This is a genomic window from Polaromonas sp. A23 (assembly GCF_002001015.1).
Lineage (GTDB): Bacteria > Pseudomonadota > Gammaproteobacteria > Burkholderiales > Burkholderiaceae_C > Polaromonas.
In genome coordinates this window covers 186597-213432 of the sequence record NZ_MUNO01000018.1, presented here as the reverse complement: position 1 = coordinate 213432, position 26836 = coordinate 186597, and the positions used below count along the sequence as shown (strand labels likewise).

Sequence of the window (26836 nt, the reverse complement as noted above, 5' to 3'; positions counted from 1 at the left end):
AATAGTTTAGCGATGAGTAATTGTTCGTGATGACGAGGCACCTGTACCCGCCTCGGCTGCGGCTATTTCTGGTCCGTCCACCATGACTCGCCGAACTGGCCTTGCAGCCAGCCGACAAAGCCGCTGACCTTGGCCGGTACCAGCTGGGGCGAGGGATAAACGGCATGGATTTCCTGCGATGGCAGCATCCAGTCGTTGAGCACAGGCACCAGGGCACCACTGCGCACCGATTCATGCGCCACATACTTGGGCAAGGCAGCCACACCCATGCCGCCGCGGGCCGCCGCCAGCAATGCGGAGAGATTGTTCGAGCGCAAGGGCCCGCTCACCGAAACCGGGCGCGCATGGCCTTCGGCCCCGGTGAAATGCCAGCGGGCGTCGCCCTGTACCGTGCTGTAGATCAATGCATCGTGCTTGACAAGACCGGCGGGGTCGACCGGCGCGCCGCGCCTTTTGATGTATTCGGGCGAAGCCACCACCACCCACGGATTGATGCCGAGGTAACGCGCTCCCAGCGTCGAGTCGGCCAGCGGGCCCATCCGGATCGCCACGTCGATGCCCTGTTCAACCAGGCTGACATAACGGTCTTCGAAGTTCAGCTCGATTTGCAGTTTGGGGTGGAGCTGCATGAAACGCATGACCAGCGGCACCAGCACACGCCGCCCGAACGCCACCGAGGTGGTGATTCGAAGGCCGCCCTGCACCTGCGACTGCAGCAGTGCGGCCACCGTTTCGGCTTCCTCGACATGGTGGGCGATCAGCTTGCACTTGGCGTAATACAGCGCACCTATCTCGGTGGGCGTCACGCCGCGCGTCGAGCGGTGGAGCAAGCGCGAACCCAGCTGCTTTTCCAGCTGCACCACCAGTTTGGTGGCCGACGGCTGGCCCATACCCATGTCGGCCGCGGCCTTGCTGAAAGAACCAAGGTCGACCACGCGAATGAAAAGCCGGATGGCCTGAATGCGGTCCATGGCCGCAAGTAGACCACGGCAACACCGGCCCGGCAATCATTTATTCCAGATTGGAATAAGCGTAATGCACGGGACAGGGCTTCCCCGCAGCAGCCAACGCCGTGACCATCCCTCCAACGATCAGCAACCCTCAAGGAGACTTCGATGGCAAAAATGAAGGCCGCCATGGCCGCCGTTCTGGTGATGGAAAAAGAAGGCATTACCCAAGCTTTTGGTGTGCCCGGCGCGGCCATCAACCCGTTTTATTCCGCACTGCGCGAGCGCCAGTCGATCACGCATATCCTGGCGCGGCATGTCGAAGCCGCGTCGCACATGGCGGAAGGCTACACGCGCGCCAAAGCCGGGAACATCGGTGTGTGCATAGGCACCAGCGGCCCGGCCGGTACCGACATGATCACCGGGCTGTACTCGGCGATTGCCGACAGCATCCCCATTTTGTGCATCACCGGCCAGGCGCCGCGCGCGCGCCTGTACAAGGAAGATTTCCAGGCGGTGGACATTGAATCCATCTCCAAACCGGTCACCAAGTGGAGCGTGACCGTGCGTGAGCCGGCGCTGGTGCCACGTTCCTTCCAGCAGGCCTTTCACCTGATGCGTTCGGGACGGCCCGGCCCGGTATTGATCGACCTGCCTTTTGATGTGCAGATGGCCGAAATTGAATTCGACATTGACACCTACGAACCGCTGCCGGTGTACAAGCCGGCGGCCAGCCGCAAGCAGATCGAAAAAGCGCTCGACATGCTGACCGCTTCCAGCAAGCCCCTGATCGTCGCCGGCGGCGGCATCATCAACGCCGACGCTTCCGATTTGCTGGTCGAATTTGCCGAACTCACCGGTGTGCCGGTGATCCCCACGCTGATGGGCTGGGGCACCATTCCCGACGATCATCCCATGATGGCCGGCATGTGCGGACTGCAAACCAGCCACCGCTACGGCAACGCCACCATGCTGGCCAGTGACTTCGTCATCGGCATCGGCAACCGCTGGGCCAACCGCCACACCGGTTCACCCGAGGTCTATTGCAAGGGCCGTACCTTTGTGCACGTCGACATCGAGCCGACACAGATCGGCCGGGTGTTCAACCCCGACTTTGGCATTGTCAGCGACGCCAAAGCCGCGCTGGAACTGCTGGTGCAGGTCGCGCGCGAACGCAAGGCAGCAAAAAACCTGCCTGACTACGGCGAGTGGGCCGCCCGCTGCGCCGAGCGCAAGAAGCTCATGCATCGCAAGTCCCACTTCACCGAAACGCCCATCAAGCCGATGCGCGTTTATGAAGAAATGAACAAGGTGTTTCCGCGCGACACCATTTACGTGACAACCATTGGCCTGAGCCAGATTGCCGGCGCGCAGTTTCTCAATGTGTACGGGCCGCGCCAGTGGATCAACTGCGGCCAGGCCGGACCGCTGGGCTGGACCATTCCGGCGGCCCTGGGTGTGGTGGCAGCCGACCCGACACGTACCGTTGTCGGGCTGTCCGGCGACTATGACTTCCAGTTCCTGATGGAGGAGCTGGCCGTCGGCGCGCAGTTCAACCTGCCTTATGTACAGGTGCTGGTCAATAACAGCTATCTGGGCCTGATCCGCCAGGCCCAGCGTGGTTTTGAGATGGACTACTGCGTGCAGCTGGCTTTCGAGAACCAGAACGTACCGGAAGGCGAAGGTGATTTGCGCAGCTACGGCGTGGACCACCAGGCTGTGGTGCAAGGTCTGGGCTGCAAATCGCTGCGCGTGACCGACCCCGAAAAAATCAACGATGCCATGGTTGAAGCACAGGTGATGGCGCGCAAATACAGGGTGCCGGTGGTTGTCGAAGTGATTCTCGAAAAAGTCACCAACATCGCCATGGGCACCGAGATTGACAAGGTGAACGAATTTGAAGACATCGACTGCCGCCACCCCAAGGGCCGTGAAGGCCTGGAGCTAGCCGGTCTGCTTGAGTAATCAGGATTGACGACCCACCATTCACCAGCAGACAAGCCATGCCTAAATTCTCCGCCAACCTCAGCATGCTTTTCACCGAGCGCGCTTTCCTCGATCGCTTTGAGCCGGCTGCGAAAGCCGGCTTCAAGGCCGTGGAATTCCTCTTTCCCTATGCCTTCAGCGCCGCCGACATCAAGGCCAGGCTTGATGGCAACGGTTTGCAACTGGTACTGCACAACCTGCCCGCCGGGGATTGGGAAGCCGGTGAACGCGGCATCGCCTGCCACCCCGACCGCGTGAAAGAATTTCGCTCCGGCGTGGCTCAGGCCATCACTTATGCCGAAGCGCTCGGTGTCAGTCAACTCAACTGCCTGGCTGGTAAAGCACCCGCGGGCGCCAGTGACGCCGTGCTGCGCAAAACCTTTGTCGATAACCTGCGGTATGCAGCCAGCGAACTGAAAAAGGCCGACCTCAAATTGCTGATCGAGCCGATCAACACCTTTGACATTCCGGGCTTCTACTTGAACCGCACAGCACAGGTACTGGACATTCTGGACGAAGTCGGTGCCGCCAACGCCTTCGTGCAATACGACATTTATCATGCGCAGCGCATGGAAGGCGAACTGGCGACGACGATGCAAAAACACCTGACACGCATCGCTCACATCCAGTTGGCCGACAACCCCGGCCGCAACGAGCCGGGCACCGGCGAGATCAACTACGCATTTTTGTTTGCGCACCTGGACAGCATCGGCTATGGCGGCTGGATAGGTTGCGAATACAAACCCGCTACCACGACGGACGCCGGGCTGGGCTGGCGCCAGCGCTTGACAAGCTGACTCACACCATTTCACAAGGACCACTTTGACATGACCTCCAACGCCCTGAAAATCGGCTTCGTCGGCCTCGGCATCATGGGCACACCCATGGCCGGCCATTTGATCAAGGCCGGGCATCAATTGTTTGTCCATACCCTCGGCAAGATGCCGGACACGATTGCCAGTGGCAGCGCCACGCAATGCGTGAATGCCCGCGGCGTGGCCGAGCGCGCCGACATCATCTTCATCATGGTCCCCGATACGCCCGACGTGGAGGCCGCGCTGTTTGGCGAAGGTGGTGTTGCCGCCGGTCTGAAGGGATCTACCAGCGCTGCGGGTGAACGCAAGGTTGTGGTGGACATGAGCTCAATCTCGCCCATAGCCACCAAAACCTTTGCACAAAAGATCAACACACTGGGTTGCGACTACCTTGACGCACCGGTCTCAGGCGGCGAGGTCGGCGCAAAAAATGCGACCCTGTCCATCATGGTCGGTGGGCCGGAAGCTGTGTTCGAACGCATCAAGCCGCTGTTCGAACTGATGGGCAAGAACATCACGTTGGTCGGCGGCAATGGTGACGGCCAGACCGCCAAGGTGGCCAACCAGATCATCGTGGCACTCAACATCGAAGCGGTGGCCGAGGCGTTGCTGTTTGCCGCGCGTGCCGGCGCAGACCCGTCACGTGTACGGCAAGCCTTGATGGGCGGCTTCGCGTCGTCGAAAATTCTGGAAGTGCATGGTGAACGCATGGTCAAGCGCACGTTTGATCCAGGTTTTCGGATCGAGCTGCACCAGAAGGATTTGAACCTGGCTCTGTCAAGCGCCCGCGCGCTCGGCGTCTCGCTGCCCAACACCGCTACCGCACAGGAACTGTTTAATTCCTGCGTGGCCCACGGCGGCAAAGCCTGGGACCACTCGGCCATGGTCCGCGCGCTCGAGAAATTGGCCAATTTCGAAATCGGCCAACGACCCGATTGACCGTGCGCCGCGGCTCAGACAGCAAACGCCGGGCTCGCTTCTTTTTTCCTCAGGCGACTCGCGCGAACAACCGGCTGCCTTACCGGCACATGCGATCTGACCTGTGCTGCCACGCGCTCCCCGCGCCCACCCCAGGATGTAAGGCGCCTCGTTGCGGGCCCCGCCTCAACCCGGCCCTCCAAGCCGCACCTGTGATCGCGCTGTTGGCTGGAGCGCGGCCAAACCCGCAGAACCACTTCCACCAATCGCCAGCTCTCCGGCATACCGTTTAGTAAGTCAGTTCTTGGCACGCTTTAGATAGAGGACACGGGAGCGCCTGATATTCGGATCTTGCCAATCCATTAGTTATTAGTAATCAATAGCATGAAATACTTTAACTATCATTAATCGTTGTTTCTTTCTACAGTTGCGTCAAGTCCGATGCATCACGCACTCGGAAATGCCTCCAGAGCCTCACCCCATCAAAGGAGAATCCCATGATTAATACCTTGCATGACAACACTGCCACCGACCAGGTTCGCCACGCCTACAATGCCGCGTTTGAAGAACTTGGCCTGAGCTGGCACTGGGACACCGCCACCTTCGCCAGATTGCAAACCGAAGGCCGTGACGCTGTACGCAACTACCTCGAAAACGAGCAATCGCACCTGCTGCGCGCCTACGAGGCCGACTTTTTGGTGGATGCCATCGAAGCCGCCAGGGCCCGTTGCCAAGCCAGCATGGCCATCAACCGGGCAGGCGCGGCACCCTATGCCGGTTGGTCCAGCAGTTCGCTCGCATCGACTGGCGGCCGGAACACGCAAAGCAGCGTGGCAGCACACCGGTTTACGCCAACTTCGCTTCAGACTTGAGGATTCGGAATGATCAACCGTTGGGTGCGCTTCAGGGACGGCCATACCACTCGCTTTGGAACCCTGGAGGGCGAACATGTCAGAATTTTCGAAGGGAGCATGTTCAGCGGCGCAGTCCCCACGGACCGGGTGATGCAACTGGCCGGCCTCGAGTTGCTGATGCCTGCGCAGCCGAGCAAAATCATCGCGCTGTGGAACAACTTTTACGCATTGGGCGAAAAACTCAAGCTGGCCGTGCCGGCCGAGCCGCTGTACCTGATCAAATCCCCCAACTCTTACCTGGACCCAGGCAAGACGATCCGCAAACCCGCCTGCGATGGCAAGGTTGTCTTCGAGGGCGAACTCGGCATCGTCATTGGAAAGACCTGCAAGGAGGTTAGCGAGAACCATGCGCTGGATTACGTGTTCGGCTACACCTGCGCCAACGATGTGACGGTGGCCGACATCCTGAACCGCGACGCCTCGTTTGCCCAGTGGGTGCGCGCCAAAGGCTTCGATACCTTTTGCCCTTTCGGCCCGGTGATAGCGACCGGCCTGGACCCGGTGCAACTGGTGGTCAAAACCGTTCTCAATGGAGACGTTCGCCAGGACTACCCCATCAGCGACATGCGGTTTTCAGTGCAACAACTGGTCAGCCTGATCTCGCAGGACATGACCCTGTATGCAGGCGATATCATCCTGTGCGGCACATCGGTCGGCGTCGGCTCCATGAAGCCCGGCAGCACCGTCGAGGTCGAAATTACCGGCATCGGCAAGCTCAGCAACCGATTCGAATAACATTTTTGCAGGGGAATAAGTGTGAAGATTGCGATCATTGGAGCCGGGGCCATTGGCGGCTATGTCGGCGTGAAACTGGCCTTGGCCGGTGAAGACGTGACCTTCATCGTGCGGGGCGCCAACCTGGACGCCATCCGAAAAAATGGCATGAAGCTCATCATGCATGACGGCACAGAACACGTCGCAGGTAACGTCAAGGCGACCAATGACTATGCCCAAGCCGGCCAGCAGGACATGGTGATTCTCGCCATGAAAGCACATCAGGTGGAAGCCGTGGCCCAGGACATGCCAAAGCTGTTCGGGCCCGACACCACGGTGGTGACGATGCAAAACGGCATCCCCTACTGGTACTTTCACAAGCATGGCGGCCCGCACGAAGGCAGCCAGGTACAGAGCGTGGACCCCACAGGCATGCTGGTCGAGATGATCCCGCCACGCCGCGTGATTGGCTGCGTGGTCTACCCGGCCTCAGAGCTGGTAGCTCCTGGCGTGGTCAGGCACATCGAGGGTGACCGCTTTCCTGTAGGCGAACTCGACGGCACGGCCAGTGAACGTGTGACGCGAATTTCTGAGTGTTTTGGCAAGGCCGGTTTCAAAGCCCCTGTGCTGGACAATATCCGCTCCGAAATTTGGCTCAAACTCTGGGGCAATCTCACATTCAACCCCATCAGTGCCCTGGCCCACTCCACCCTGGTGGACATCTGCCAATACCCACTCTCACGCGAGCTGGCCGCCAGCATGATGCGCGAAGCGCAGGAAGTGGCGCACAAGCTGGGGGTTGAATTCCGTGTAACCCTGGACAAGCGCATCGCCGGCGCAGAGAAAGTGGGCAAACACAAGACCTCCATGCTCCAAGACATCGAAGGCGGCCGCGCGCCGGAAATCGATGCGCTGGTGGGATCGGTGGTGGAACTCGGGCGGCTTACGCAAACGCCGACGCCCCACATTGATACGGTCTACGCGCTGGTCAAACTGCTCGCCAGGAGCATGGAAGAAGAGCGCGGCCAGGTGCGGCTTCAACCCCTCGCCTGATCGCACCGCAAAGTGTCTCCCGCCCCGGAGACCGGATCATCCCTGGACAGACCTCAGCGCCAATGGAAACAGAGGCATGTGAAGGTCGTGCGTCAAGGCGCCAGGGCTTTCTTCATCCCTTCGACAGCCGCTTCGGAAGGAACGGCAAATTCGTAAGTCTTGCCAAGGTCCAAGGCCTTCAACAGCAGCGAGTTGGTCGTTTTAAGAGAGATGAACTGATTTCCAGCCTTTTTCACAGTGTCCGCAGGAACGCTGCTATGGACATAGAGCCCATAGCCCCAGCTGGGATGGGTGGCCGGCACGATGAACAGTTGCGCCATGTGAATGCGATCGTCGGTGCCGTGATGGCTTTTCATGGTGGACCCTTGCGCAGTTTGAAGCCGGGTAATCAGGCCCACCCACTTGTCCGCCTGCCACTGAAAAGCCGCCTTGGTTGGCAAATAGCTCTGCCCCAGGCCTTGTTGGGGCATCACCTCGACCACCGAGCCACAGAGATTCTCTGCTTTCACAAGCGAGGTAGTCACGCCGCTTTTCATGCCGAAACAAGGGGTGGCCTTGAGCTTGGCAAGAATTTTGGCCTGCTGCTCGGGGGGAAGCTTTTTCAACTCGACCGGCTTGGTGTCTTTCTCCGTACCCACGTCCGCGAGAATCAATACAGCCGACTGGATCGGGTCCATGTTAATCGCCACCGGCCGATAGCCCGAAGCCAGGCCCACGACCGGATTGCCATAGACCCAGCATGGAGGGACAGGCTTCTTGATCGCAGTCAGAACGTCCTGGGTTTCCCGGATGTTGAGGACAGGTGCAACGGCCAAACCGGTCGGCCGCACAAACTCAATCAGTTCTCTCAAGGCGCTTTCAGTTTGGGAAGATCCTTCGCCGCGAATAACCTGCGGATTGAGGTAGAGTCCGCCCTCGCACGACTGCGCCTGCACGGCGAAACCGCACGACAACAAACTGGCTAACAAAACTTGATTTTTCATGGACCTTCCGCCTTTTCATCTAGAGCCCGCAGAGCGTCGCAAAGCCCGCCAAACCCACCTATGTAACTTTATGCTACTGCGGGTGTAACCATTTCTTCTAGGGAGTTACGCTATCTCGTCGGCGCTCCACAACCTCAAACCGTCATCCCCGGAGAAACCCTAGGCTGGCTCCAAAAATCAGCAAACTTGACCACTGTCAAGAGCTTTTCGCCCCACTTGGTAAGACCATGCCCCTGTCATACTTTTCGACGTGGTCATTGGAAACAATTCCAGCCCAAGACAGAGTTACCAAACAACAGGAGACAACGAGATGAAAGTCAAATTTGCAAGCCTCAGGAATGAGTTGGCAACGGCAGCGGCAGCAGCCGTCTCAGTAGCGGCACTGATGGCAGCGCCGGCGCATGCGGCCTGGGAGCCAACCAAGCCGGTCGAGTTTGTTGTGCCCGCCGGCACTGGCGGTGGCGCCGACCAGATGGCCCGCCTGATTCAGGGCATCGTCATCAAGCACAAGCTGATGAAGGAGCCGCTGATTGTTGTCAACAAATCCGGCGGCGCCGGTGCCGAAGGCTTCCTCGAGGTCAAAGGCGCAAAAGGCAATCCGCACAAAATCATCATCACGCTGTCCAACCTGTTCACCACACCGCTGGCGACGGGCGTTCCGTTCAACTGGCGCGACATGACACCGGTCTCCATGATGGCGCTGGACCAGTTCGTACTCTGGGTCAATGCCGAGAGCCCGCACAAAACAGCCAAGGACTACCTGGCCGCAGTCAAGACCGGCGGACCCAGCAAAACCAAGATGGGCGGCACCGGCTCCAAGCAGGAAGACCAGATCATCACTGTCGGCATTGAACAAGCCACAGGAACCAAGTTCATTTACGTCCCGTTCAAGGGCGGCGGTGAAGTGGCGGTGCAGCTTGTCGGCAAACATATCGACTCGTCGGTAAACAACCCGATCGAAGCTGTTGCCCAGTGGCGCGCCGGCCAGCTGCGTGCGCTCTGCGTGTTTGACGACAAGCGCATGACCTACAAGACCAAGGTGACGGACACCCAGTCATGGAGCGACATTCCCACCTGCAAGGAAGCAGGCGTGCCCACCGACTACACCATGCTGCGCGGTATCTTCATGGCGCCGGACGTGTCAAAAGACCAGCTTGAGTTCTACCTGACCCTGCTCAAGAAAGTCCGCGACACCCCTGAGTGGAAAGACTACATGGAAAAAGGTGCTTTCAACCAGACAAACATGTCAGGCGACGAGTTCGGGAAATGGCTCGGTAGCGCCGAGCAGCGGCATCGCGAGCTGATGAAGGAAGCGGGCTTCATCGCGAAATAAAGGGAAAGCCTCCCGCGGAGGCCTTCCACCGCAGGTCTGATCGCTTCGGCCGGACCTGCCACCCCAATCACTGTTCGCCCGATCCAGGGCTATTCAATTACTCAGCAGGAGTTCCCGATGGAGCCAAACGATCTATCCGGCACCGAGCAGCGCACGGGCGTCGCCACCAATGTCATTGAAGCCATCGTGGCATTTCTCATCTTGGTCCTGGGGGCTGTGGTCATCCAGGGCAGTTGGAAACTCGGCTCGGGTTGGACCAGCGATGGCCCCGGTGCTGGCTATTTTCCGTTTTACATCGGCGCCATCCTCTGCATTTCCGGCGTCGGCATCATGATCCCGGCCTTGTTCGGAAAAAACAGGAACACCGAGATTTTTGTCGACAGCGAGCAGCTCAAGCGCGTCCTGTCCGTGCTGTTGCCCGCCCTTGTCTACGTGCTGGCTGTGCAGTTCATAGGCCTGTATGTGGCTTCAGCTCTTTACATCGCCCTGTTCATGATCATCCTGGGCAAGTACTCCCGGGTCAAAAGCGTAATCACCGCGCTGGCCGTGAATGTATTGTTTTTCTTCATGTTCGAGGTCTGGTTCAAGGTACCCCTGTTCAAGGGCCAATTCGACCTCCTGAGCTTCCTGGGCTACTGAGCCCTTCCGACCCCAGCACCAGACTATTGAACTTTACCGACCGGATATCTCCATGGACGAACTAAACTCGCTCTTTCACGGATTCAGCGTCATCCTGACGCCGATGAACATGCTCTTGATGGTGGTGGGCATTGTGCTCGGCGTCCTGATCGGGGTGCTCCCCGGATTGGGCGGCGCCAATGGTGTGGCCATTCTGCTGCCCCTGACCTTCACCATGACGCCGACATCGGCCATCATCATGCTGTCGTGCATTTATTGGGGGGCGCTCTTCGGGGGCGCGATCACCTCGGTATTGTTCAACATACCGGGAGAGCCCTGGTCGGTTGCCACCACCTTCGATGGTTACCCGATGGCCCAGAACGGACAGGCGGGCGCGGCCCTGACAGCGGCATTTACCTCCTCGTTCATTGGTGCCTTCGTTGCCGTGGTGATGATCACCTTCCTGGCCCCTCTGGTAGCCAAATTCGCGCTCAAGTTCGGCCCTCCTGAATTTTTTGCCGTGTACCTGCTGACCTTCTGCAGCTTCGTGGGCATGGGCAAAGGCTCCCCTTTCAAAATCCTGGCTTCCATGGCCATCGGTTTCGCCTTGGCGGCAGTCGGCATGGACACGGTCACTGGCCAGTTGCGCCTGACCTTCGGCATTCCTGACCTGATGCGCGGCTTCGATTTCCTGATCGGCGTGATCGGTCTGTTCGGCATCGGTGAAATCCTGCTGTCGATGGAAGAAGGCCTGGCTTTTTCCGGCAAAAGCGCCAAGATCGATCCCAAGGTGGTGTTTGAAACCTGGAAAAAACTGCCGAGGTACTGGGCAACTTCCATCAGGAGTTCGCTGATCGGCATCTGGATGGGCATCACCCCCGGCGGCGCCACCCCCGCTTCGTTCATGAGTTACGGCGTAGCCAAGAAGATGTCCAAGGACGGCGCGAAGTTCGGCACAGGCCAGATCGAGGGCGTGATTGCTCCCGAGACAGCGGCCCACGCCGCCGGCACCAGCGCCCTGCTGCCCATGCTGGCACTGGGCATTCCCGGTTCGCCAACCGCCGCCGTGCTGCTGGGTGGCCTGCTGATCTGGGGCCTGCAGCCCGGACCGCTGCTGTTTGTCGAGCAAAAAGACTTCGTCTGGGGACTGATCGCCAGCATGTACCTGGGTAACCTGGTCGGCCTGATCGTGGTGCTGACCACGGTGCCCTTGTTTGCCTCGATCCTGCGCATCCCGTTCTCCATCATTGCCCCGGTGATCGTGGTGATCTGCGCCATTGGTGCCTACACCGTCCACAACGCCATGCTGGACATCTGGTTCATGATGCTGTTCGGCGTGATTGGCTACCTGTTCAAGAAACTGGACTATCCGCTGGCGCCGCTGGTGCTGGCCCTGGTGCTGGGCGACAAGGCCGAGGATTCCTTCCGTCAAGCAATGCTGGTTTCCCAGGGCGAACTGTCCATCCTGTGGTCCAACCCGCTGGTCGGCGGCATCAGCACGCTGGCGATCATCCTGCTGCTCTGGCCGTTGGTGGCACGCGTCCTGGCCAAAATTCGCCCTCCCAAACGTGCGGGATTCGCAGCAGAACAGCCTGTCGATTGAATTGAGGAGAACACGCCATGCCCGTCATTGCCATGACCCAGGAGATGGGGTCCCTCGCCAAGGACGTCTCCCTGCAACTCGCCCAGACTGCCAAGTTGAACATCATGCGTCACGAGGTCCTGGAGCACGTGGCGGGCAGGATGCACGTGCCTGGAAGCCTGATCAGCAGGTTGCGTGAGGGCAAGGCTGGCCTCGTCGAGCGCCTCACAACGGACCGGGAGCGTGTGGCCGTGTACACAGCGCAGGAAGTTTTCGATCTGGCCGGCAAGGGCAGTATCGTGCTGCGCGGCTGGGGTGCGACCTGCCTGCTGCGTCCGGTGCGGCATGTCCTGAGGGTACGGGTCACCCGCCCATTCAAGCAGCGCGTGGCGTGGCTGATGGACCACCTCGGAACAGACGACGAGGCTTTTGCCGAGGCCGAGGTACAGCGCAGCGACAGTGCGCATGCGTCCCGCATGCACGACCAGTTCGGCGTGACTTGGGGCGATCCGCTTCTCTACGATCTGGTATTGAACACCGACCGCCTGTCGGTTGAAAGCTGCGTGGAGCAAATCCGGCAGCTGGCCAGTCGGCCGGAGTTCCAGGAAACCGCGGAGTCGCGCGCCATGCTGGCCGACTTGGCGCTGAACGCGCGCATCCGTGCGGCGCTGAAAGACCATGAATCGACGCGCGACGTCAACATCAACGTCGAGTCAAAAAATGGCAAGGCGGTGCTCAGCGGAATTGTGATCAATCCACGCGAAAGCACGGAAGCGGCCCGTGTTGCCAGCACCGTGGCCGGCACTGTCAACGTCGACAATCAATTGCGCGTGATGGTTTCAAGCCGCCGATTCGCCTCTGCCAAAACCTGACGTGGACGCTCCGCGCCTGCAGCCAAAGCGGCAGTACTCAGATCTTGCCGCGCTGCTTGAGCCGGCTCAGGGTTTCTGCGGAGAGGTTCAGGTAAGACGCCAGTTCCTTTTTCGGGATCCGGTCAAACAACTCGGGATGCTTGCGCTGAAACCGTTTGACGCGCCCCGGCGCATCCAGCAGGTGCAGCGTGATGGTATGGGCCATGATTTCGCTCATCAGGCGCATGACGCTGTACTCGAAAGACTCCTTGAGCGCGCGGTGCCGCTCCAGGAAAGCCACCCATTCCGGCAGCGGCAGTTTGGCCACCCGAACCTTGGTAACGCAAACCGTGCTGTAAGGCGTGGGCGTACCCAGGCGCCAGGCCGCGTAGCTGGTTTCCATGTCACGCTCGTCGGCAAAGCGAAGAATCATCTCCTTGCCCTGCTCGTTGGTCACTACCCGCTTGAGGATGCCTTCCAGGATGAAGTATTGCTCCATCTCGTGGACCCCCTGCTGCAGCAGGAAATCGCCCTTCTGACCGTCGACGATGACCAGGTGTGACTCAAGTTCGGCGCTTTGTTCCGCCGTCATCCCCTTCAGAACGACGTTCTGCCCCAACTGGACGCGAATGACGTTTCTCTCGGGATGGTCTGGTATGGATGACATGAATGGGCAGGGTTGAGCAGAAGGCAGATCGCACTCGTTCAAGCGGTCTGAATACAGCGAAAATTGACCGCGGTCAAGGGTGAAATCCGAAGCGATTCCTATGATAACCGGACGGCGTAGCGAGCCTTGCTCGCCAGTGAGGCGCCGCCGCGTTGCTCAACCTTTATCGAAGTCAAACGAAGAGACATTTCAACATGACAAACGACACTCAATCACAGAAGCAAACTGACGGGTTTCATCTTGTCATTGATGCCTTGAAGCTCAACGGCATCGACACGATCTTCGCTCTGCCCGGCATCCCGATCACCGACCTCACGCGCAAGGCTCAGGCCGAAGGCATCCGCATGATTTCGTTCCGTCACGAGCAGCACGCCGGTAACGCCGCCGCAGCTGCCGGCTTCCTGACGCAAAAGCCCGGCATTTGCCTTACCGTGTCGGCCCCAGGCTTTCTCAACGGACTGACCGCGCTGGCCAACGCCACGACCAACTGCTTCCCCATGATCCTGATCAGCGGCTCCAGCGAGCGCGAGATCGTCGACCTGCAGCAAGGCGATTACGAGGAAATGGACCAGTTGGCGATCGCCAAGCCATTGTGCAAAGCAGCATTTCGCGTTCTCCACGCAGAGGACATCGGCGTCGGCATCGCTCGTGCCATCCGTTCGGCGCTGTCCGGCCGCCCCGGTGGCGTTTACCTCGACCTCCCGGCCAAACTGTTCAGCCAGTCGATGGACGCCGCCGCCGGCAAAAAATCACTGATCAAGGTCGTCGACCCCGCTCCTCGGCAGATCCCTGCCCCCGAGGCTGTCAAACGCGCCCTCGACCTGCTCAAAGGTGCCAAACGCCCCTTGATCGTTCTTGGCAAGGGTGCCGCGTATGCGCAGTGCGATGCCGAAATTCGCGCCCTGATCGAAAAGACCGGTATTCCCTACCTGCCGATGTCGATGGCCAAAGGCTTGCTGCCCGACACGCACGCCCAGTCGGCTTCAGCCACCCGCTCCCACGTGCTGGCCGAAGCCGACGTGGTAATGCTGGTCGGCGCGCGCCTGAACTGGCTGCTGTCGCACGGCAAAGGCAAGACCTGGGGCGGCCCGAACGCGGACACCCGACAGTTCATCCAGATCGACATCTCGCCGACCGAAATGGACAGCAACGTGCCTATCGCCGCACCGCTGGTCGGCGACATCGGTTCATGCGTCTCCGCATTGCTGGAAGGCCTGGGCTCAAAGTGGGCCAAACCGCCGACCGAGTGGACTCAGGGAATCGCCGAACGCAAGGACAAGAACCTGACCAAGATGGCGGCAACGCTGGCACTCAATCCGCCGACGATGAACTTCCACAGTGCTCTGAACGTTATCCGCAATGCCGTCAAGGCGCGACCGGATGCCATCGTCGTCAACGAAGGCGCAAACACGCTGGATTTCGCACGCAGCATTGTCGACATGTATGAACCGCGCAAGCGCCTCGACGTCGGCACCTGGGGCATCATGGGCATCGGCATGGGCTTTGCCGTCGCCGCCGCCGTAGTTACGGGTAAACCCGTCATTGCTATCGAAGGCGACAGCGCCTTCGGTTTCAGCGGCATGGAAGTCGAAACGATTTGCCGCTACAACCTCCCGGTTTGTGTCATCGTCTTCAACAACAACGGCATTTACAAGGGCACCGACGTGAATCCTCGCGGCGGCGATGTAGCTCCCACCGTTTTCGTCAAGAATGCACGCTACGAGATGATGATGCAGGCCTTCGGTGGCGTGGGCGTTCTGGCCAATACGCCAGACGAGCTGGCCAAAGCGCTGGACGAGGCGGTCAAGTCCGGCAAGCCGACCCTCATCAACGCCATCATCGACGAGACAGCAGGAACCGAAAGCGGTCGAATCACCAGCCTGAATCCGCAAAGCGCTGCGGCAAAGAAGTAATCCAAAGTCATCCCAAGGAGAAATCAAAATGAGCAACAAACCACTCGCAGGCATCAAGATCATCGACTTCACCCACGTTCAGGCCGGTCCCGCCTGCACTCAGATGCTGGCGTGGTTCGGCGCTGACGTGATCAAGGTCGAGCGTCCTGGCTCTGGCGACGTCACCCGAAGCCAGTTGCGTGACATCGAAGGCGCTGACGCGTTGTACTTCACCATGCTCAACAGCAACAAGCGCGGCCTGACGCTGGATACAAAAAAGCCCGAAGGCAAGGAAGTGCTGGAGAGGCTCATCAAGGAATCCGACGTGATGGTCGAGAATTTTGGTCCCGGCGCGCTGGATCGTATGGGATTCACCTGGGAACACATCCAGTCACTCAACCCAAAAATGATTCTGGCATCCGTCAAGGGTTTCTCTGACGGCCACCACTACGAAGACCTGAAGGTTTACGAAAACGTGGCCCAGTGCGCAGGCGGCGCAGCGTCCACCACCGGCTACTGGAAGGGCGAGAATTCGGGTCCCACCATTTCGTCTGCCGCTTTGGGCGACAGCAATACCGGTATGCACCTGGCCATCGGTATTTTGACGGCCTATATCGGCCGCCAGAAGACTGGCAAGGGTCAAAAAGTCGCCGTGTCCATGCAGGACAGTGTGCTCAACCTGTGCCGCGTCAAAATGCGCGACCAGTTGCGTCTGGACAACCTTGGCTACCTGGAAGAGTACCCGCAATACCCGCATGAAATGGAAGCCTTCAAAGACGGCGTGGTGCCGCGTGGCGCCAATGCCGGCGGTGGCGGACAACCCGGCTGGATTTTGAAATGCAAAGGCTGGGAGACCGATCCCAACGCCTACATCTATTTCACGGTCCAGGGTCACGCCTGGGAGCCGATCTGCGACGCACTGGGCAAACCCGAGTGGAAAACCGACCCCGCCTACACCACGGCCAAAGCACGCCAGCCGCACATCATGGACATCTTCGCCACGATTGAAGCATTCATCGCTGACAAGACCAAGTTCGAAGCCGTGGACATCTTCCGCAAGTTTGATATTCCTTGCGCCCCCGTGTTGTCGATGAAGGATTTGTTGCATGACAAATCCTTGCGCGCCAGTGGCTCCATCGTTGAAGTACCGCACAAAGTGCGCGGTAGCTACTTCACCGTGGGCAGCCCGATCAAGTTCTCTGACACCAAGCCCGAAGTAACGGCATCGCCCCTGCTGGGCGAGCATACCGATGAGGTTTTGGCTGAACTCGGTTACAGCAAAGCCCAGATTGCGGCCATGCACACTGCGAAAGCGGTTTGACCGCAGTCATTTGACTCACCGGTCTTGATGGCTTGAAAAGACGGCGTTCAAGTTGAGCGCCGTCTTTGTTTGAGGACCAAACCAGCTTATTTGTCAGCCCCAGGAGGAACCCCATGCAAGCAACCATCGACTTCAAGCAGCTCGTAGAGGCCGTCGGCGATGCCGTCGTGGCATCCGACGCCAGCGGTGCCATCACCTTGTGGAACCCGGCTGCGCAGCGCATGTTCGGTTTCACGGAAAAAGAAGCGTTGGGCCAGTCGCTCGACATCATCATTCCGCAGCGCCAGCAGCAGCGCCACTGGGACGGTTACCAGAAAACCATGGCCACGGGGCAGACGAAGTACGGCAACGACGTGCTGCGCGTGCCGGCCGTGCACAAGGACGGGCACGGGCTATCCATCGCCTTCACCGTGGCACTGCTGTATACGCCGGACAAAAAGGTGTCGGCCATCGTTGCGGTGATCCGGGATGAAACCACCCGCTTCGCAGAGGACCGCAACCTGCGCAAACGCCTGATGGAGCTGGAAAGCCAGCTTGCCCCTCCAGCCAGTGCGCCCTGACCGGACGGCAAGGCAAAACCGGGCACGATGATTAATATAGGGGTTGAACCGGCCGGAGGGCCGGCCACATGGCTGTAACCATGAACGAGTAACCCATTTTCAACTCCCAGCAGGAATTTTCATGAGCAAAGCGTTAGACGGCGTTCGCATCCTTGACTTCACCCACGTCCAGTCGGGTCCCACATGCACCCAATTGCTGGCCTGGTTCGGCGCCGATGTCATCAAGGTCGAACGCGCCGGTGAAGGCGACGCGACGCGCGGGCAGCTGGCCGACATCCCCGGTGCGGACAGCCTGTATTTCACGATGCTGAACCACAACAAGCGCTCGATCACGCTGGACATGAAGAAACCCAAGGGCAAGGAAGTCCTGGACGAACTGATCAAGACCTGCGACGTGATGGTGGAGAACTTCGCCCCCGGCGCGCTGGACCGCATGGGCATGACCTGGGAGCACATCCACAAGATCAATCCGCGAATGATCGTCGCCTCGGTCAAGGGCTTCGGCCCCGGCCCGTACGAGGACCTGAAGGTGTACGAGAACGTGGCACAGTGCGCCGGCGGCGCCGCTTCCACCACAGGCTTCGAGGACGGCCCGCCGCTGGTCACCGGTGCCCAGATCGGCGACAGCGGCACCGGTCTGCACCTGGCGCTGGGCATCGTCGCAGCGCTGTACCAGCGCAACACCACGGGTCGTGGGCAGAAGGTGCTGGCACCCATGCAGGACGCGGTGCTGAACCTGTGCCGGGTCAAGCTGCGCGACCAGCAGCGGCTCGCGCGTACCGGCACCATGCACGAGTACCCGCAGTACCCGGACGGCAAGTTCGGCGACGCGGTGCCGCGCGCCGGCAATGCGTCCGGCGGCGGCCAGCCCGGCTCGGTGCTCAAGTGCAAGGGCTGGGAGACCGACCCCAACGCCTACATCTACTTCATCACCCAGGCCGCCGTGTGGCCGGCCGTTTGCAAGGTGATCGGCGAGGAAGGCTGGATCACCGACGAAGCTTTCGATACGCCCGCCGCCCGCCTGCTGCACCTGAAACCAATCTTCGCTCGCATCGAAAAATGGACCATGACCAAGACCAAGTTCGAAGCCATGGAAATCCTCAACAAATACGACATCCCCTGCGGACCGATTCTCTCGATGAAGGAAATCGCCGATGAGCCCGCCCTGCGCGCGACCGGCACCATCGTCGAAGTCGACCACCCGGTGCGCGGCAAATATCTGACCGTGGGCAACCCCATCAAGATGTCGGACAGCGCAACCGAAGTCACGCGCTCCCCCCTGCTGGGCGAACACACCGACGAAGTACTTGCGCAGTTGGGCTACAGCCCCGAGTACATCGCCGAATTACGAACCGAACGCGTCATCTGACCGGAACGGCCTCCAAGCCAACGACGCCAGCCATACAGCAAGCCCCCCCATGAACCACCCCATCATTCCGATTGCCGTCATTGACGCCTCCAAGCAGCGAAAACGCCAGGCCCCGAAGGGCCGCCGCGTAGACCCGGCGGCGCTGGCCGACGTGCAGGGCCTGCTGGGCAACGCGTCACGCCAGGCTGACTTGCTGATCGAACACCTGCACAAGCTGCAGGACCATTTCGGCCACCTGTCGGCGGCCCACCTGGCCGCACTGGCGCAGGAAATGCGGCTGGCCCAGACCGAGGTCTACGAGGTGGCGACCTTCTACCATCACTTCGACGTGGTCAAGGAAGGCGAAGCCGTTCCGGCAGCACTCACCGTGCGGGTTTGCGACGGGTTGTCCTGCGAAATGGCCGGCGCCAAAGACTTGCTGGCCAGGCTCCCAGCCTTACTGGGACGCGAGGTGCGCGTGATCGCAGCGCCCTGTGTGGGCCGCTGCGAACAGGCACCCGCTGCCGTGGTGGGACAAAACCCGGTGCCGAATGCCAGTTGCGAAACCATCATGGCCACCGTCGCGGCCGGTGCTGTGCAACACGTTCCTTCGGGATTTGTCGACTTTTCCAGCTACCAGGCGGCTGGCGGCTATGCGCCGCTCAAGCAATGCATCTCGGGTGGCCGCGAGGTCGAATCGGTCATCAAGACCATGGAAGACTCCGGCCTGCGCGGCCTCGGTGGCGCGGGGTTTCCTTCGGGCCGCAAGTGGCGCATCGTCCGGGCCGAGCAGGGCCCGCGCCTGATGGCGGTGAATATCGACGAGGGCGAACCCGGCACCTTCAAGGACCGCGTCTACCTGGAGCGCGACCCGCACCGTTTCCTCGAAGGCATGCTGATCGCTGCCTGGGCCGTCGGCATCGAGAAAATCTACATTTACCTGCGCGACGAATACCACGGCTGCCGCACCATGCTGGAAGCCGAGCTCGCCAAACTCAGGGCTTCTCCGCTGATGGCTGGTATGCCGGAGATCGAGCTGCGCCGCGGTGCCGGCGCCTACATCTGCGGTGAAGAATCGGCCATGATCGAGTCGATTGAAGGCAAACGCGGCATGCCGCGCCTGCGCCCACCCTATGTGGCCCAAGTCGGTTTGTTCGGCCGCCCGACGCTGGAACACAACTTCGAAACCCTGTACTGGGTGCGAGACATCCTGGAAAAAGGCGGCGAGTGGTTTGCCTCGCACGGCCGCAACGGGCGCAAGGGCCTGCGCTCCTTCTCGGTCTCGGGCCGGGTCAGGGAACCGGGCGTGAAACTGGCACCTGCCGGCATCACCATTCGCGAGTTGATCGACGAATTTTGCGGCGGCATGCTTGAGGGCCAGACCTTCTATGCCTACCTGCCAGGCGGAGCGTCAGGCGGCATTCTTCCTGCGACGATGGGCGACATCCCACTGGATTTCGACACGCTGCAGCCCTATGGCTGTTTCATCGGATCAGCCGCCGTGATGGTGCTGTCCGACAAGGACACCGCCACAGACGCTGCACGCAACATGATGCGGTTTTTCCATCATGAATCCTGCGGCCAGTGCACACCCTGCCGGGTCGGCACCGCAAAAGCTGCGCACCTGATGGAGCAACCCAAGTGGGACCTGGCTTTGCTGGCAGACCTGTCGCTGGTCATGCGCGATGCATCGATCTGCGGCCTGGGCCAGGCAGCGCCGAATCCAATGGACTGCGTCGTCAAATATTTCCCTCATGAGCTGGCGGCCTGAACACGCCCGGGCAACAAGACAAAAGGCACCACGATGAATGCAATCACCCGACAGGAACTCGCCGAACTCGATGCCCCGCTCGTAACTTTCAGCCTCAACGGCCGGGAAGTCCAGGGCCGCGCCAATGAATCCCTGCTGCAGGTCGCCAAGCGCGAAGGCGTGGAGATTCCGCACCTGTGTTTCAAGGAAGGCATGGAAGCCGTCGGCAACTGCCGCTCCTGCATGGTTGAAATCAACGGTGAGCGGGTGCTCGCACCGTCGTGCTGCCGGGCGCCGGCCGCCGGCATGAAGGTGGTCACCGACAGCGAACGCGCCGTCGCCTCGCAAAAGCTGGTGCTCGAGCTGCTGCTGTCCGACATGCCCGAGAAGGAATACACGCGCAACAACGAGGTGGACCAGTGGGCAGCCAAGATTGGCGTCGGCAAGCCTCGCTTCGAGGCACGCCAGCAGGTGCGCCAGGACCTGTCCCACCCGGCGATCGCCGTCAACCTCGACGCCTGCATCCAGTGCACGCGCTGCCTGCGCGCCTGCCGCGACGAACAGGTCAATGACGTGATCGGGCTGGCCTTCCGCGGCGACCAGGCCAAGATCGTGTTCGACATGGACGATGCCATGGGCGTCTCCACCTGCGTGGCCTGCGGCGAATGTGTCCAGGCCTGCCCGACAGGTGCGTTGATGCCCGCCCGCGAGGCGGCCCTGACTGTGCCGGACAAGCAGGTCGAGTCGGTCTGCCCGTATTGCGGCGTCGGCTGCCAGCTGACCTACAACGTCAAGGACGACAAGATCCTGTTTGTCGAAGGCCGTGACGGCCCGGCCAACCACGAACGCCTCTGCGTCAAGGGCCGCTACGGTTTTGACTATGCACATCACCCCCATCGCCTGACCAAGCCGCTGATCCGCCGGGAAGGAATGCCCAAGACCGGGGACTTCACGATGGACCCGGACCGCGTGATGGACGTGTTCCGCGAAGCAAGCTGGGAAGAAGCGCTGGAATTCGCCGGCGGCAAACTCGCCGCCATCCGCGACCAGCACGGCAAGAAATCGCTGGCCGGCTTCGGCTCGGCCAAGGGCAGCAACGAGGAAGCCTACCTGTTCCAGAAACTGGTGCGCACCGGCTTCGGCAGCAACAACGTCGACCACTGCACGCGCCTGTGCCATGCCTCCTCGGTCGTCGCCCTGCTGGAAGGCATAGGCTCCGGCGCGGTGTCCAACCCCGTCATGGATGTCACCAAGGCCGATGTCGTGGTCATCATCGGCGCCAACCCGACGGTGAACCACCCCGTAGCAGCCACCTGGATCAAGAACGCGGTGAAAAATGGCACCAAGCTGATCGTGATGGATCCGCGCCGCTCCGACCTCACCCGCGTGGCGCACCGCCACCTGCAGTTCAAGCCCGATACCGACGTGCCCATGCTCAACGCGATGATGAACGTCATCGTGACCGAAGGCCTGGTCGACCAGGCCTTCATCGACAGCCGCACCATCGGTTACGAAGAGCTGCGCAAGAACGTTGAAGGCTATACGCCCGAGCTGATGGCGCCCATCTGCGGCATCGACGCAGACACCCTGCGCTACGTGGCGCGGCTGTTCGCCACCTCCAAAGGCTCGATGATCTTGTGGGGCATGGGCGTTTCGCAGCACGTGCACGGCACTGACAACGCGCGCTGCCTGATTGCCCTGTCGCTGATGACCGGCCAGATCGGCCGCCCCGGAACCGGCCTGCATCCGCTGCGCGGCCAGAACAACGTGCAGGGCGCGTCCGACGCGGGCCTGATCCCCATGATGTTCCCCGACTACCAGCATGTCTCCAGCCCGGCGGTGCGCGCCAGCTTCGAGAAAGCCTGGAAGGTAGCCCCCGGCTCCCTGGACGACCAGGTCGGCCTGACGGTGGTTGAAGTGATGCACGCCATCAAGAAGGGCGGCATCAAGGGGATGTACGTGCAAGGCGAGAATCCGGCCATGTCAGACCCCGATGCCAACCATGCGCGTGAAGCCCTGGCAGCGCTTGATCACCTGGTGGTGCAGGACATCTTCCTGACCGAAACGGCCTATCTGGCCGACGTCATCCTGCCGGCCAGCGCCTTCCCCGAAAAGGACGGCAGCTTCACCAACACCGACCGCCTGGTGCAAATGGGCCGCAAGGCCATCAACCCGCCCGGCGATGCGCGCCAGGACCTCTGGATCATTATGCAAATCGCCAACCGCCTGGGCTGCGGCTGGGACTACAAGCATGTCAGCGAAGTCTTTGACGAGATGCGTCACACCATGCCCAGCATCGGCGGCATTACCTGGGAGCGGCTGGACCGTGAGCATTCGGTCACCTACCCCTGCATGAAGGAAGGCGATCCCGGCCAGTCGGTGGTGTTCGTGGAAGACTTCCCCCGTGAAGGCGGCCGCGCGAAGTTCGTGCCGGCCGACATCATTCCGGCCGACGAGCGCCCGGACACCGAATACCCCATGGTGCTGATCACCGGGCGCCAGCTCGAGCATTGGCACACCGGCAGCATGACACGGCGCGCCACGGTGCTTGACGCGATCGAACCCGATCCGGTGGCCCTGGTGCACCCGCTCGACTTGGCCGCGATGGGCGGCAAACCAGGCGATGTGGTGACCATCGAGTCGCGCCGCGGCAAGGTGGAGCTCTACGCCCGAGCCGACGAAAGCTCGCCGCGCGGCGCCGTATTTGTGCCCTTCTGCTACTACGAAGCGGCCGTCAACAAGCTGACCAACGCGGCACTGGACCCGTTTGCCAAGATCCCGGAATTCAAATACTGCGCGATCCGTGTCTCGCTGGGCGGTGTGCCACCCGTGCAGGACAGCTACGGCGGTGGCCAGGCAATGAAAAACTCGATCGCCCTGGCCGGCATCTGAACGCCCTTGACTCGCGACAGGGCCTGTTACGAGGCCCTAACCGTGAGCCTGGCGTGAATCGGCGGGCGCTTCCTCGCGCTCTTTCAGGCCATAGTCACGCGTCACCTCGGCGATGCGCAGCCGGTAATCCTTGAACATGGTGCTGCGGCCCGCATTCTGCGCGGCGCGGTGCGCCTCCAGGTTGCGCCAGGCCGTCAGGCAGCCATCGTCGCGCCAGAACTGCAGCGACAGCAGCTTGTCGGGCTCTGTGAGGCTCTGAAAGCGCTCTATGGAAATAAAGCCGTCCATCTTCACCAGCTCGTTCTTGAGCTCGGCCGCCCAGTTCAGGTAGCCCTCGCGGTGCGCTGGCTCAGGCCAGACTTCGAAAATCACCGAGACCATGTGGTTTCTCCTTTATTGACTGAATACTGGAATACGCGCGTTGGGCAACGGCCTAAAGCCGGTGCAAGCTCCGAAGTAGTGATCAAATTGGCCCTTGGCCCTTATGCTACGTAGAGAAGTAGCTACTATTTCAATAGCAATGGCAGCGCCGGGGCACGTATGCGGGCCGGCACCAAAACCCATGCTGCGGCTTTGCGCACGATGCATATCGAAGTGCTCGGGTCGCGGGTTAAGCGCCTCGTCGCGGTTGGCGCTGGCCAGCACCACCAGGATGGCCTGGCCAGCTTCAACCGGCTGGCCCAGCAGGGTCAGAGATTCCGCCGCAAACCGGCGGGTGTTCTGGATGGGGGCGGCCCAGCGCTCGACCTCGCGCACAAAACGCCGCATGGCCTCCTGTGAGGCGTCTGCCGCGGCGCCCTGCCCCTCCGGCACTTGATCCTGAGCCAGTTGCAGCGCCACCAGGCCGAGCAGCCCACCGGTCGCATCCATGGCCTGCTGCATGAAGGCAATGCGGTTGGCGGCCTGCGCGGGCTGCAGGCCCAGTGCCCGGCCCTGCGCCATCAGCGCAGCAGCCGCATCGTCCGCCAGCGCCACGGCCTGCGTACCGGCCCCGGGCGCGATGCCCTGTGTGAACTGCAAGGCCCAGCGGCAGGTGTCGTCCCGCAGCTCTTCGGGCACACCCAGCAGCCGTGCCATGGCCTGCACCGGCAAGACGCCTAGAAAGTCGTTCACCTCCAGGCGCGGCTGCAAGTCGTCCGTCGCATCTTCGGCAGCCCGCGCCACGTCGGCCAGGGTCCATCGGCGCGCCGCCTGCGCGACGGCAGGCTTGTGGGCCGCATGGAATTCACCGTCCGTCATGCGCACCAGCAGGGCAAACACCTCGCCGGCTGCCGTGCCCTGCAAGCCCATGGGCACCGGCTCGGCAGGCGGGCGCACCCGCAAGGCCGGATGGTTCAGAGCCGCACTGACGGCGGCATGGCTGCTCGCCACCCACAGGCCCAGGCCAGCATCAAAGAACAGGGGCCGCTCCTGGCGCAGGCTGCGGTAGAAAGGCCAGGGATCTGGGTGGGTCACGGCCTCAATGGCGTTACGGGGTGGCTGCATGGAGTCAGTGTCCCAAGGCGTCGGATGTTTGTCCAGCTTCAACAGTTTGGCTATCATCAAAGCATGCTTGTTGAACCCGATATCGCCCGCATCGCCGCCACCATTGGCGATGCCAGCCGCATCCGCATGCTGGTGTTGCTGATGGAGGGCCGTGCCCTGACCGCCAAGGAGCTCGCGCTGGGCGCGGGCATCGAACCGGGCACGGCCACCTCCCACCTGAAGCGGCTGGTTGACGATGGCCTGCTCGAATCAGCCGCGCAGGGCCGTCACAAGTACTTCCGCTTTGCTTCCGAACAGGTGGCGCAGCTGGTGGAGTCGCTGATGCGGGTGGCGCCGAAACGCCCGAGCCAGCCTGCGGCGAAGGCCGACGAGCCGATACGCCGCGCCCGCTTCTGCTACGACCACCTGGCCGGCAGCCTGGGCACCGGGCTGCTCGCCATGCTGCTGCGCAAGCGCTGGCTGGAGCCTGACGCGGCCGATAGCCGGCAGTTGCTGCTCACCACCCTCGGAGAAAAAGCCCTGCGCACCCTCGGGCTGGACCTGAACGCGCTGCGCGGCAAGCGCCGGCAGCTGGCCTGCACCTGCCTGGACTGGTCGGAACGCCGGGACCACCTGGGCGGCGCGCTGGGGGCTGCACTGGCGCTGCACTTCACGCAGCAAGGCTGGATAGAGCGCAGGAAGCACTCGCGTGTGGTGCAGGTCAGCGCCGAGGGCACCGCGCAATTCGGCCGCCTGGGCATCAAGCTACCCGCCTGAGCCCGCAGGCCTTCAGGCCTGCAGCGGCGCGGGCATCACAACAATGCCGTCCTCATCGGCATACAGCCAGTCATCGGGATAGACCCGCACGCCCTGGATCTGCACCGCCACCCCGCTCTGGCCCTCGTTGCGCTTTTCTGTCGGCAGCGGCATGGAAGCCAGCGCGCGTATGCCAACCTGGCATTGCGCCAGTTCGGCAACATCGCGCACGCAGCCATCGATCACCACACCAGCCCAGCCATTTTTTGCGGCCGCCGCACCCAGATTGCCTCCGAGGAGAGCCCGCCGCAGCGAGGCACCACCATCGACCACCAGCACCGCAGGCACACGCCCAGCAGGCGTTTCAAGCAAACCACTGCCATCGACAGCGGCCTTGACCAGCGAGTTGTCTTCGAAACATTTGATCGTGACGACCGGTCCACAGAAGCTGGGAACGCCACCAAATGAACGAAACACAGGGGGAAGGACACGAAAACGCCCCGAGTTGTCGTTTTTGTGAGCGTCACATAAATCGCAGGTGGCAAAGGGCTGATTGGTGGACAGGCTTGTCATTGACGGAGACCTTTCAGAGGGAAAAAGCAGACAGCGGTGCAGGGAAAAGTGTTCAGAAGCATACCCTGCAACAGCAGGTGCCACTAGAGAAATGCCCTGTGCTGGCGCGGTGTTATGCCGTCTTCCTCTGGTGCTGGGTGAACAGGTACCGGCACCGGCCAGACATTTTCGGTACCGCTTTTTTCTCTCTCTGAGACCTGTTCTCCCACGACGCCTTCCGTGCAAAGCGTCTCGCGAGGCGCCATGCTTTCCATCCTTCCGAAGTAAATCTGCAACATCCAGACCCAAAAAAAAAGCGTTTTCCCTATGAAACAGCTGTTTTCTCCAGTAGCATCCCCCTTGCCAGTGAAGAGTAGTTATCTGCATTGGTGATTTATCAACTTCTAGAAGGAAAATCAATCATGGCAACTGCAAAAAAAGCACCGGCAAAAAAAGCAGCCGCAAAAAAGGCTGCTCCGGCAAAGAAAGTAGCTGCGAAGAAAGCAGCTCCAGCGAAAAAAGCCCCTGCGAAGAAAGCACCGGCTAAAAAAGTAGTGGCGAAGAAGGCCCCTGCAAAAAAGGTAGTGGCAAAAAAAGCTCCTGCGAAAAAAGCGCCCGCCAAAAAGCGTACGCCCAACGCAGCGTTCATGAAGCCACTGACACTGAGCCCCGCTTTGTCGGCTGTGGTTGGCGCTGCTGCGCTGCCCCGCACCGAGATCGTGCGCAAGCTCTGGGTCTACATCAAGGCCAAGGGTCTGCAGGACAAGGTCAACAAGCGCATGGTCAACGCCGACGAAAAACTGCGTGCCGTTTTCGGCAAGGCGCAAGTGTCGATGTTCGAGATGGCTGGCCTGATCGGCAAGCACGTCAAGTAAACGTCGCAGCGATCCCCGGCGCTCACGAGCGTCGGAACCGGAATC

The 26836-nt window shown here is 61.0% G+C and carries 24 protein-coding genes; 18 read left to right on the top strand and 6 right to left on the bottom strand.

Annotated elements, in window-relative coordinates; all coding sequences use genetic code 11:
* Positions 1 to 62: 62 nt before the first annotated feature.
* A complete protein-coding gene (locus tag B0B52_RS09920) occupies positions 63 to 971 on the bottom strand; it encodes a LysR family transcriptional regulator (RefSeq protein WP_077593463.1) in 909 nt (302 codons plus the stop codon).
* A gap of 144 nt (positions 972 to 1115) precedes the next feature.
* Here B0B52_RS09920 and gcl point away from each other — a divergent pair, with 144 nt between their 5' ends.
* From gcl to B0B52_RS09890, 6 genes are all read left to right on the top strand, one after another.
* Positions 1116 to 2912 carry a glyoxylate carboligase gene (gcl, locus tag B0B52_RS09915; RefSeq protein ID WP_077593462.1) on the top strand — a complete coding sequence of 599 codons (1797 nt, stop codon included), beginning with the start codon at positions 1116 to 1118 and terminating at the stop codon, positions 2910 to 2912.
* A 38-nt stretch (positions 2913 to 2950) separates the two neighbouring features.
* Positions 2951 to 3730: a hydroxypyruvate isomerase gene (gene hyi, locus B0B52_RS09910; protein WP_077593461.1), complete on the top strand. Its 780-nt coding sequence runs from the start codon at positions 2951 to 2953 to the stop codon at positions 3728 to 3730.
* A gap of 30 nt (positions 3731 to 3760) precedes the next feature.
* Positions 3761 to 4687 (top strand): 2-hydroxy-3-oxopropionate reductase, encoded by a 927-nt coding sequence (glxR, locus tag B0B52_RS09905; RefSeq protein ID WP_077593460.1) that lies wholly within the window; start codon positions 3761 to 3763, stop codon positions 4685 to 4687.
* Positions 4688 to 5163: 476 nt separating this feature from the next.
* Complete coding sequence (locus tag B0B52_RS09900; RefSeq protein ID WP_139351883.1) at positions 5164 to 5538, top strand: hypothetical protein; 375 nt, start codon at positions 5164 to 5166, stop codon at positions 5536 to 5538.
* A 9-nt stretch (positions 5539 to 5547) separates the two neighbouring features.
* Positions 5548 to 6315 carry a fumarylacetoacetate hydrolase family protein gene (locus tag B0B52_RS09895; RefSeq protein ID WP_077593459.1) on the top strand — a complete coding sequence of 256 codons (768 nt, stop codon included), beginning with the start codon at positions 5548 to 5550 and terminating at the stop codon, positions 6313 to 6315.
* A gap of 21 nt (positions 6316 to 6336) precedes the next feature.
* A complete protein-coding gene (locus tag B0B52_RS09890) occupies positions 6337 to 7347 on the top strand; it encodes a 2-dehydropantoate 2-reductase (protein ID WP_077593458.1) in 1011 nt (336 codons plus the stop codon).
* A 92-nt stretch (positions 7348 to 7439) separates the two neighbouring features.
* Here the strand turns inward: B0B52_RS09890 and B0B52_RS09885 are convergent, their stop codons facing one another.
* Positions 7440 to 8330 (bottom strand): hypothetical protein, encoded by an 891-nt coding sequence (locus B0B52_RS09885; protein WP_077593457.1) that lies wholly within the window; start codon positions 8328 to 8330, stop codon positions 7440 to 7442.
* 310 nt (positions 8331 to 8640) lie between these two features.
* Here B0B52_RS09885 and B0B52_RS09880 point away from each other — a divergent pair, with 310 nt between their 5' ends.
* From B0B52_RS09880 to B0B52_RS09865, 4 genes are all read left to right on the top strand, one after another.
* Positions 8641 to 9663, top strand: a complete 1023-nt coding sequence (locus B0B52_RS09880; protein WP_077593456.1) for a tripartite tricarboxylate transporter substrate binding protein — start codon at positions 8641 to 8643, stop codon at positions 9661 to 9663.
* Between the two features lie 117 nt (positions 9664 to 9780).
* Positions 9781 to 10302: a tripartite tricarboxylate transporter TctB family protein gene (locus tag B0B52_RS09875; protein WP_077593455.1), complete on the top strand. Its 522-nt coding sequence runs from the start codon at positions 9781 to 9783 to the stop codon at positions 10300 to 10302.
* Between the two features lie 52 nt (positions 10303 to 10354).
* Positions 10355 to 11884: a tripartite tricarboxylate transporter permease gene (locus B0B52_RS09870; protein WP_077593454.1), complete on the top strand. Its 1530-nt coding sequence runs from the start codon at positions 10355 to 10357 to the stop codon at positions 11882 to 11884.
* Positions 11885 to 11901: 17 nt separating this feature from the next.
* Positions 11902 to 12735: a cytidylate kinase family protein gene (locus B0B52_RS09865; protein WP_077593453.1), complete on the top strand. Its 834-nt coding sequence runs from the start codon at positions 11902 to 11904 to the stop codon at positions 12733 to 12735.
* A 37-nt stretch (positions 12736 to 12772) separates the two neighbouring features.
* On the opposite strand, the gene B0B52_RS09860 is transcribed toward B0B52_RS09865, so the two are convergent.
* A complete protein-coding gene (locus tag B0B52_RS09860; protein ID WP_077593452.1) occupies positions 12773 to 13381 on the bottom strand; it encodes a Crp/Fnr family transcriptional regulator in 609 nt (202 codons plus the stop codon).
* Between the two features lie 194 nt (positions 13382 to 13575).
* On the opposite strand from B0B52_RS09860, the gene oxc reads away from it, so the two are divergent.
* The 6 genes from oxc (at position 13576) to fdhF (ending at position 23144) form a co-directional block, all read left to right on the top strand.
* A complete protein-coding gene (gene oxc / locus B0B52_RS09855; protein WP_077593451.1) occupies positions 13576 to 15294 on the top strand; it encodes an oxalyl-CoA decarboxylase in 1719 nt (572 codons plus the stop codon).
* Positions 15295 to 15322: 28 nt separating this feature from the next.
* On the top strand, positions 15323 to 16594 hold the full coding sequence (gene frc / locus B0B52_RS09850; RefSeq protein ID WP_077593450.1) for a formyl-CoA transferase: 1272 nt from the start codon (positions 15323 to 15325) through the stop codon (positions 16592 to 16594).
* 113 nt (positions 16595 to 16707) lie between these two features.
* Positions 16708 to 17154, top strand: a complete 447-nt coding sequence (locus B0B52_RS09845; protein ID WP_077593449.1) for a PAS domain-containing protein — start codon at positions 16708 to 16710, stop codon at positions 17152 to 17154.
* A gap of 121 nt (positions 17155 to 17275) precedes the next feature.
* Positions 17276 to 18523 (top strand): formyl-CoA transferase, encoded by a 1248-nt coding sequence (gene frc, locus B0B52_RS09840; protein WP_077593448.1) that lies wholly within the window; start codon positions 17276 to 17278, stop codon positions 18521 to 18523.
* Positions 18524 to 18572: 49 nt separating this feature from the next.
* Positions 18573 to 20273, top strand: coding sequence for an NADH-ubiquinone oxidoreductase-F iron-sulfur binding region domain-containing protein (locus B0B52_RS09835; RefSeq protein ID WP_077593447.1), 1701 nt, complete (start codon positions 18573 to 18575; stop codon positions 20271 to 20273).
* A 33-nt stretch (positions 20274 to 20306) separates the two neighbouring features.
* The gene (gene fdhF, locus B0B52_RS09830; protein ID WP_077593446.1) at positions 20307 to 23144 is read left to right on the top strand and encodes a formate dehydrogenase subunit alpha; all 2838 of its coding nucleotides are present in this window, start codon (positions 20307 to 20309) and stop codon (positions 23142 to 23144) included.
* 36 nt (positions 23145 to 23180) lie between these two features.
* Here the strand turns inward: fdhF and B0B52_RS09825 are convergent, their stop codons facing one another.
* Positions 23181 to 23525 carry an antibiotic biosynthesis monooxygenase gene (locus tag B0B52_RS09825; protein ID WP_077593445.1) on the bottom strand — a complete coding sequence of 115 codons (345 nt, stop codon included), beginning with the start codon at positions 23523 to 23525 and terminating at the stop codon, positions 23181 to 23183.
* Positions 23526 to 23537: 12 nt separating this feature from the next.
* Positions 23538 to 24629: a cytochrome P450 gene (locus B0B52_RS09820; RefSeq protein ID WP_168173523.1), complete on the bottom strand. Its 1092-nt coding sequence runs from the start codon at positions 24627 to 24629 to the stop codon at positions 23538 to 23540.
* Positions 24630 to 24692: 63 nt separating this feature from the next.
* Between B0B52_RS09820 and B0B52_RS09815 the strand changes: the two genes are divergently transcribed.
* A complete protein-coding gene (locus B0B52_RS09815) occupies positions 24693 to 25385 on the top strand; it encodes a helix-turn-helix transcriptional regulator (RefSeq protein ID WP_077593443.1) in 693 nt (230 codons plus the stop codon).
* Positions 25386 to 25397: 12 nt separating this feature from the next.
* Here B0B52_RS09815 and rraA read toward each other — a convergent pair whose 3' ends face one another.
* Positions 25398 to 25937, bottom strand: a complete 540-nt coding sequence (gene rraA / locus B0B52_RS09810) for a ribonuclease E activity regulator RraA (protein ID WP_077593442.1) — start codon at positions 25935 to 25937, stop codon at positions 25398 to 25400.
* A gap of 401 nt (positions 25938 to 26338) precedes the next feature.
* On the opposite strand from rraA, the gene B0B52_RS09805 reads away from it, so the two are divergent.
* A complete protein-coding gene (locus B0B52_RS09805; RefSeq protein ID WP_077593441.1) occupies positions 26339 to 26791 on the top strand; it encodes an SWIB/MDM2 domain-containing protein in 453 nt (150 codons plus the stop codon).
* Positions 26792 to 26836: the final 45 nt, after the last annotated feature.

Bases quoted from the DNA above. Each gene is read 5' to 3' on its own strand.
- B0B52_RS09920 (WP_077593463.1), bottom strand. From the start codon at position 971: ATGGACCGCATTCAGGCCATCCGGCTTTTCATTCGCGTGGTCGACCTT.
- gcl (WP_077593462.1), top strand. From the start codon at position 1,116: ATGGCAAAAATGAAGGCCGCCATGGCCGCCGTTCTGGTGATGGAAAAA.
- hyi (WP_077593461.1), top strand. From the start codon at position 2,951: ATGCCTAAATTCTCCGCCAACCTCAGCATGCTTTTCACCGAGCGCGCT.
- glxR (WP_077593460.1), top strand. From the start codon at position 3,761: ATGACCTCCAACGCCCTGAAAATCGGCTTCGTCGGCCTCGGCATCATG.
- B0B52_RS09900 (WP_139351883.1), top strand. From the start codon at position 5,164: ATGATTAATACCTTGCATGACAACACTGCCACCGACCAGGTTCGCCAC.
- B0B52_RS09895 (WP_077593459.1), top strand. From the start codon at position 5,548: ATGATCAACCGTTGGGTGCGCTTCAGGGACGGCCATACCACTCGCTTT.
- B0B52_RS09885 (WP_077593457.1), bottom strand. From the start codon at position 8,330: ATGAAAAATCAAGTTTTGTTAGCCAGTTTGTTGTCGTGCGGTTTCGCC.
- B0B52_RS09880 (WP_077593456.1), top strand. From the start codon at position 8,641: ATGAAAGTCAAATTTGCAAGCCTCAGGAATGAGTTGGCAACGGCAGCG.
- B0B52_RS09875 (WP_077593455.1), top strand. From the start codon at position 9,781: ATGGAGCCAAACGATCTATCCGGCACCGAGCAGCGCACGGGCGTCGCC.
- B0B52_RS09870 (WP_077593454.1), top strand. From the start codon at position 10,355: ATGGACGAACTAAACTCGCTCTTTCACGGATTCAGCGTCATCCTGACG.
- B0B52_RS09865 (WP_077593453.1), top strand. From the start codon at position 11,902: ATGCCCGTCATTGCCATGACCCAGGAGATGGGGTCCCTCGCCAAGGAC.
- B0B52_RS09860 (WP_077593452.1), bottom strand. From the start codon at position 13,381: ATGTCATCCATACCAGACCATCCCGAGAGAAACGTCATTCGCGTCCAG.
- oxc (WP_077593451.1), top strand. From the start codon at position 13,576: ATGACAAACGACACTCAATCACAGAAGCAAACTGACGGGTTTCATCTT.
- frc (WP_077593450.1), top strand. From the start codon at position 15,323: ATGAGCAACAAACCACTCGCAGGCATCAAGATCATCGACTTCACCCAC.
- B0B52_RS09845 (WP_077593449.1), top strand. From the start codon at position 16,708: ATGCAAGCAACCATCGACTTCAAGCAGCTCGTAGAGGCCGTCGGCGAT.
- frc (WP_077593448.1), top strand. From the start codon at position 17,276: ATGAGCAAAGCGTTAGACGGCGTTCGCATCCTTGACTTCACCCACGTC.
- B0B52_RS09835 (WP_077593447.1), top strand. From the start codon at position 18,573: ATGAACCACCCCATCATTCCGATTGCCGTCATTGACGCCTCCAAGCAG.
- fdhF (WP_077593446.1), top strand. From the start codon at position 20,307: ATGAATGCAATCACCCGACAGGAACTCGCCGAACTCGATGCCCCGCTC.
- B0B52_RS09825 (WP_077593445.1), bottom strand. From the start codon at position 23,525: ATGGTCTCGGTGATTTTCGAAGTCTGGCCTGAGCCAGCGCACCGCGAG.
- B0B52_RS09820 (WP_168173523.1), bottom strand. From the start codon at position 24,629: ATGCAGCCACCCCGTAACGCCATTGAGGCCGTGACCCACCCAGATCCC.
- B0B52_RS09815 (WP_077593443.1), top strand. From the start codon at position 24,693: ATGCTTGTTGAACCCGATATCGCCCGCATCGCCGCCACCATTGGCGAT.
- rraA (WP_077593442.1), bottom strand. From the start codon at position 25,937: ATGACAAGCCTGTCCACCAATCAGCCCTTTGCCACCTGCGATTTATGT.
- B0B52_RS09805 (WP_077593441.1), top strand. From the start codon at position 26,339: ATGGCAACTGCAAAAAAAGCACCGGCAAAAAAAGCAGCCGCAAAAAAG.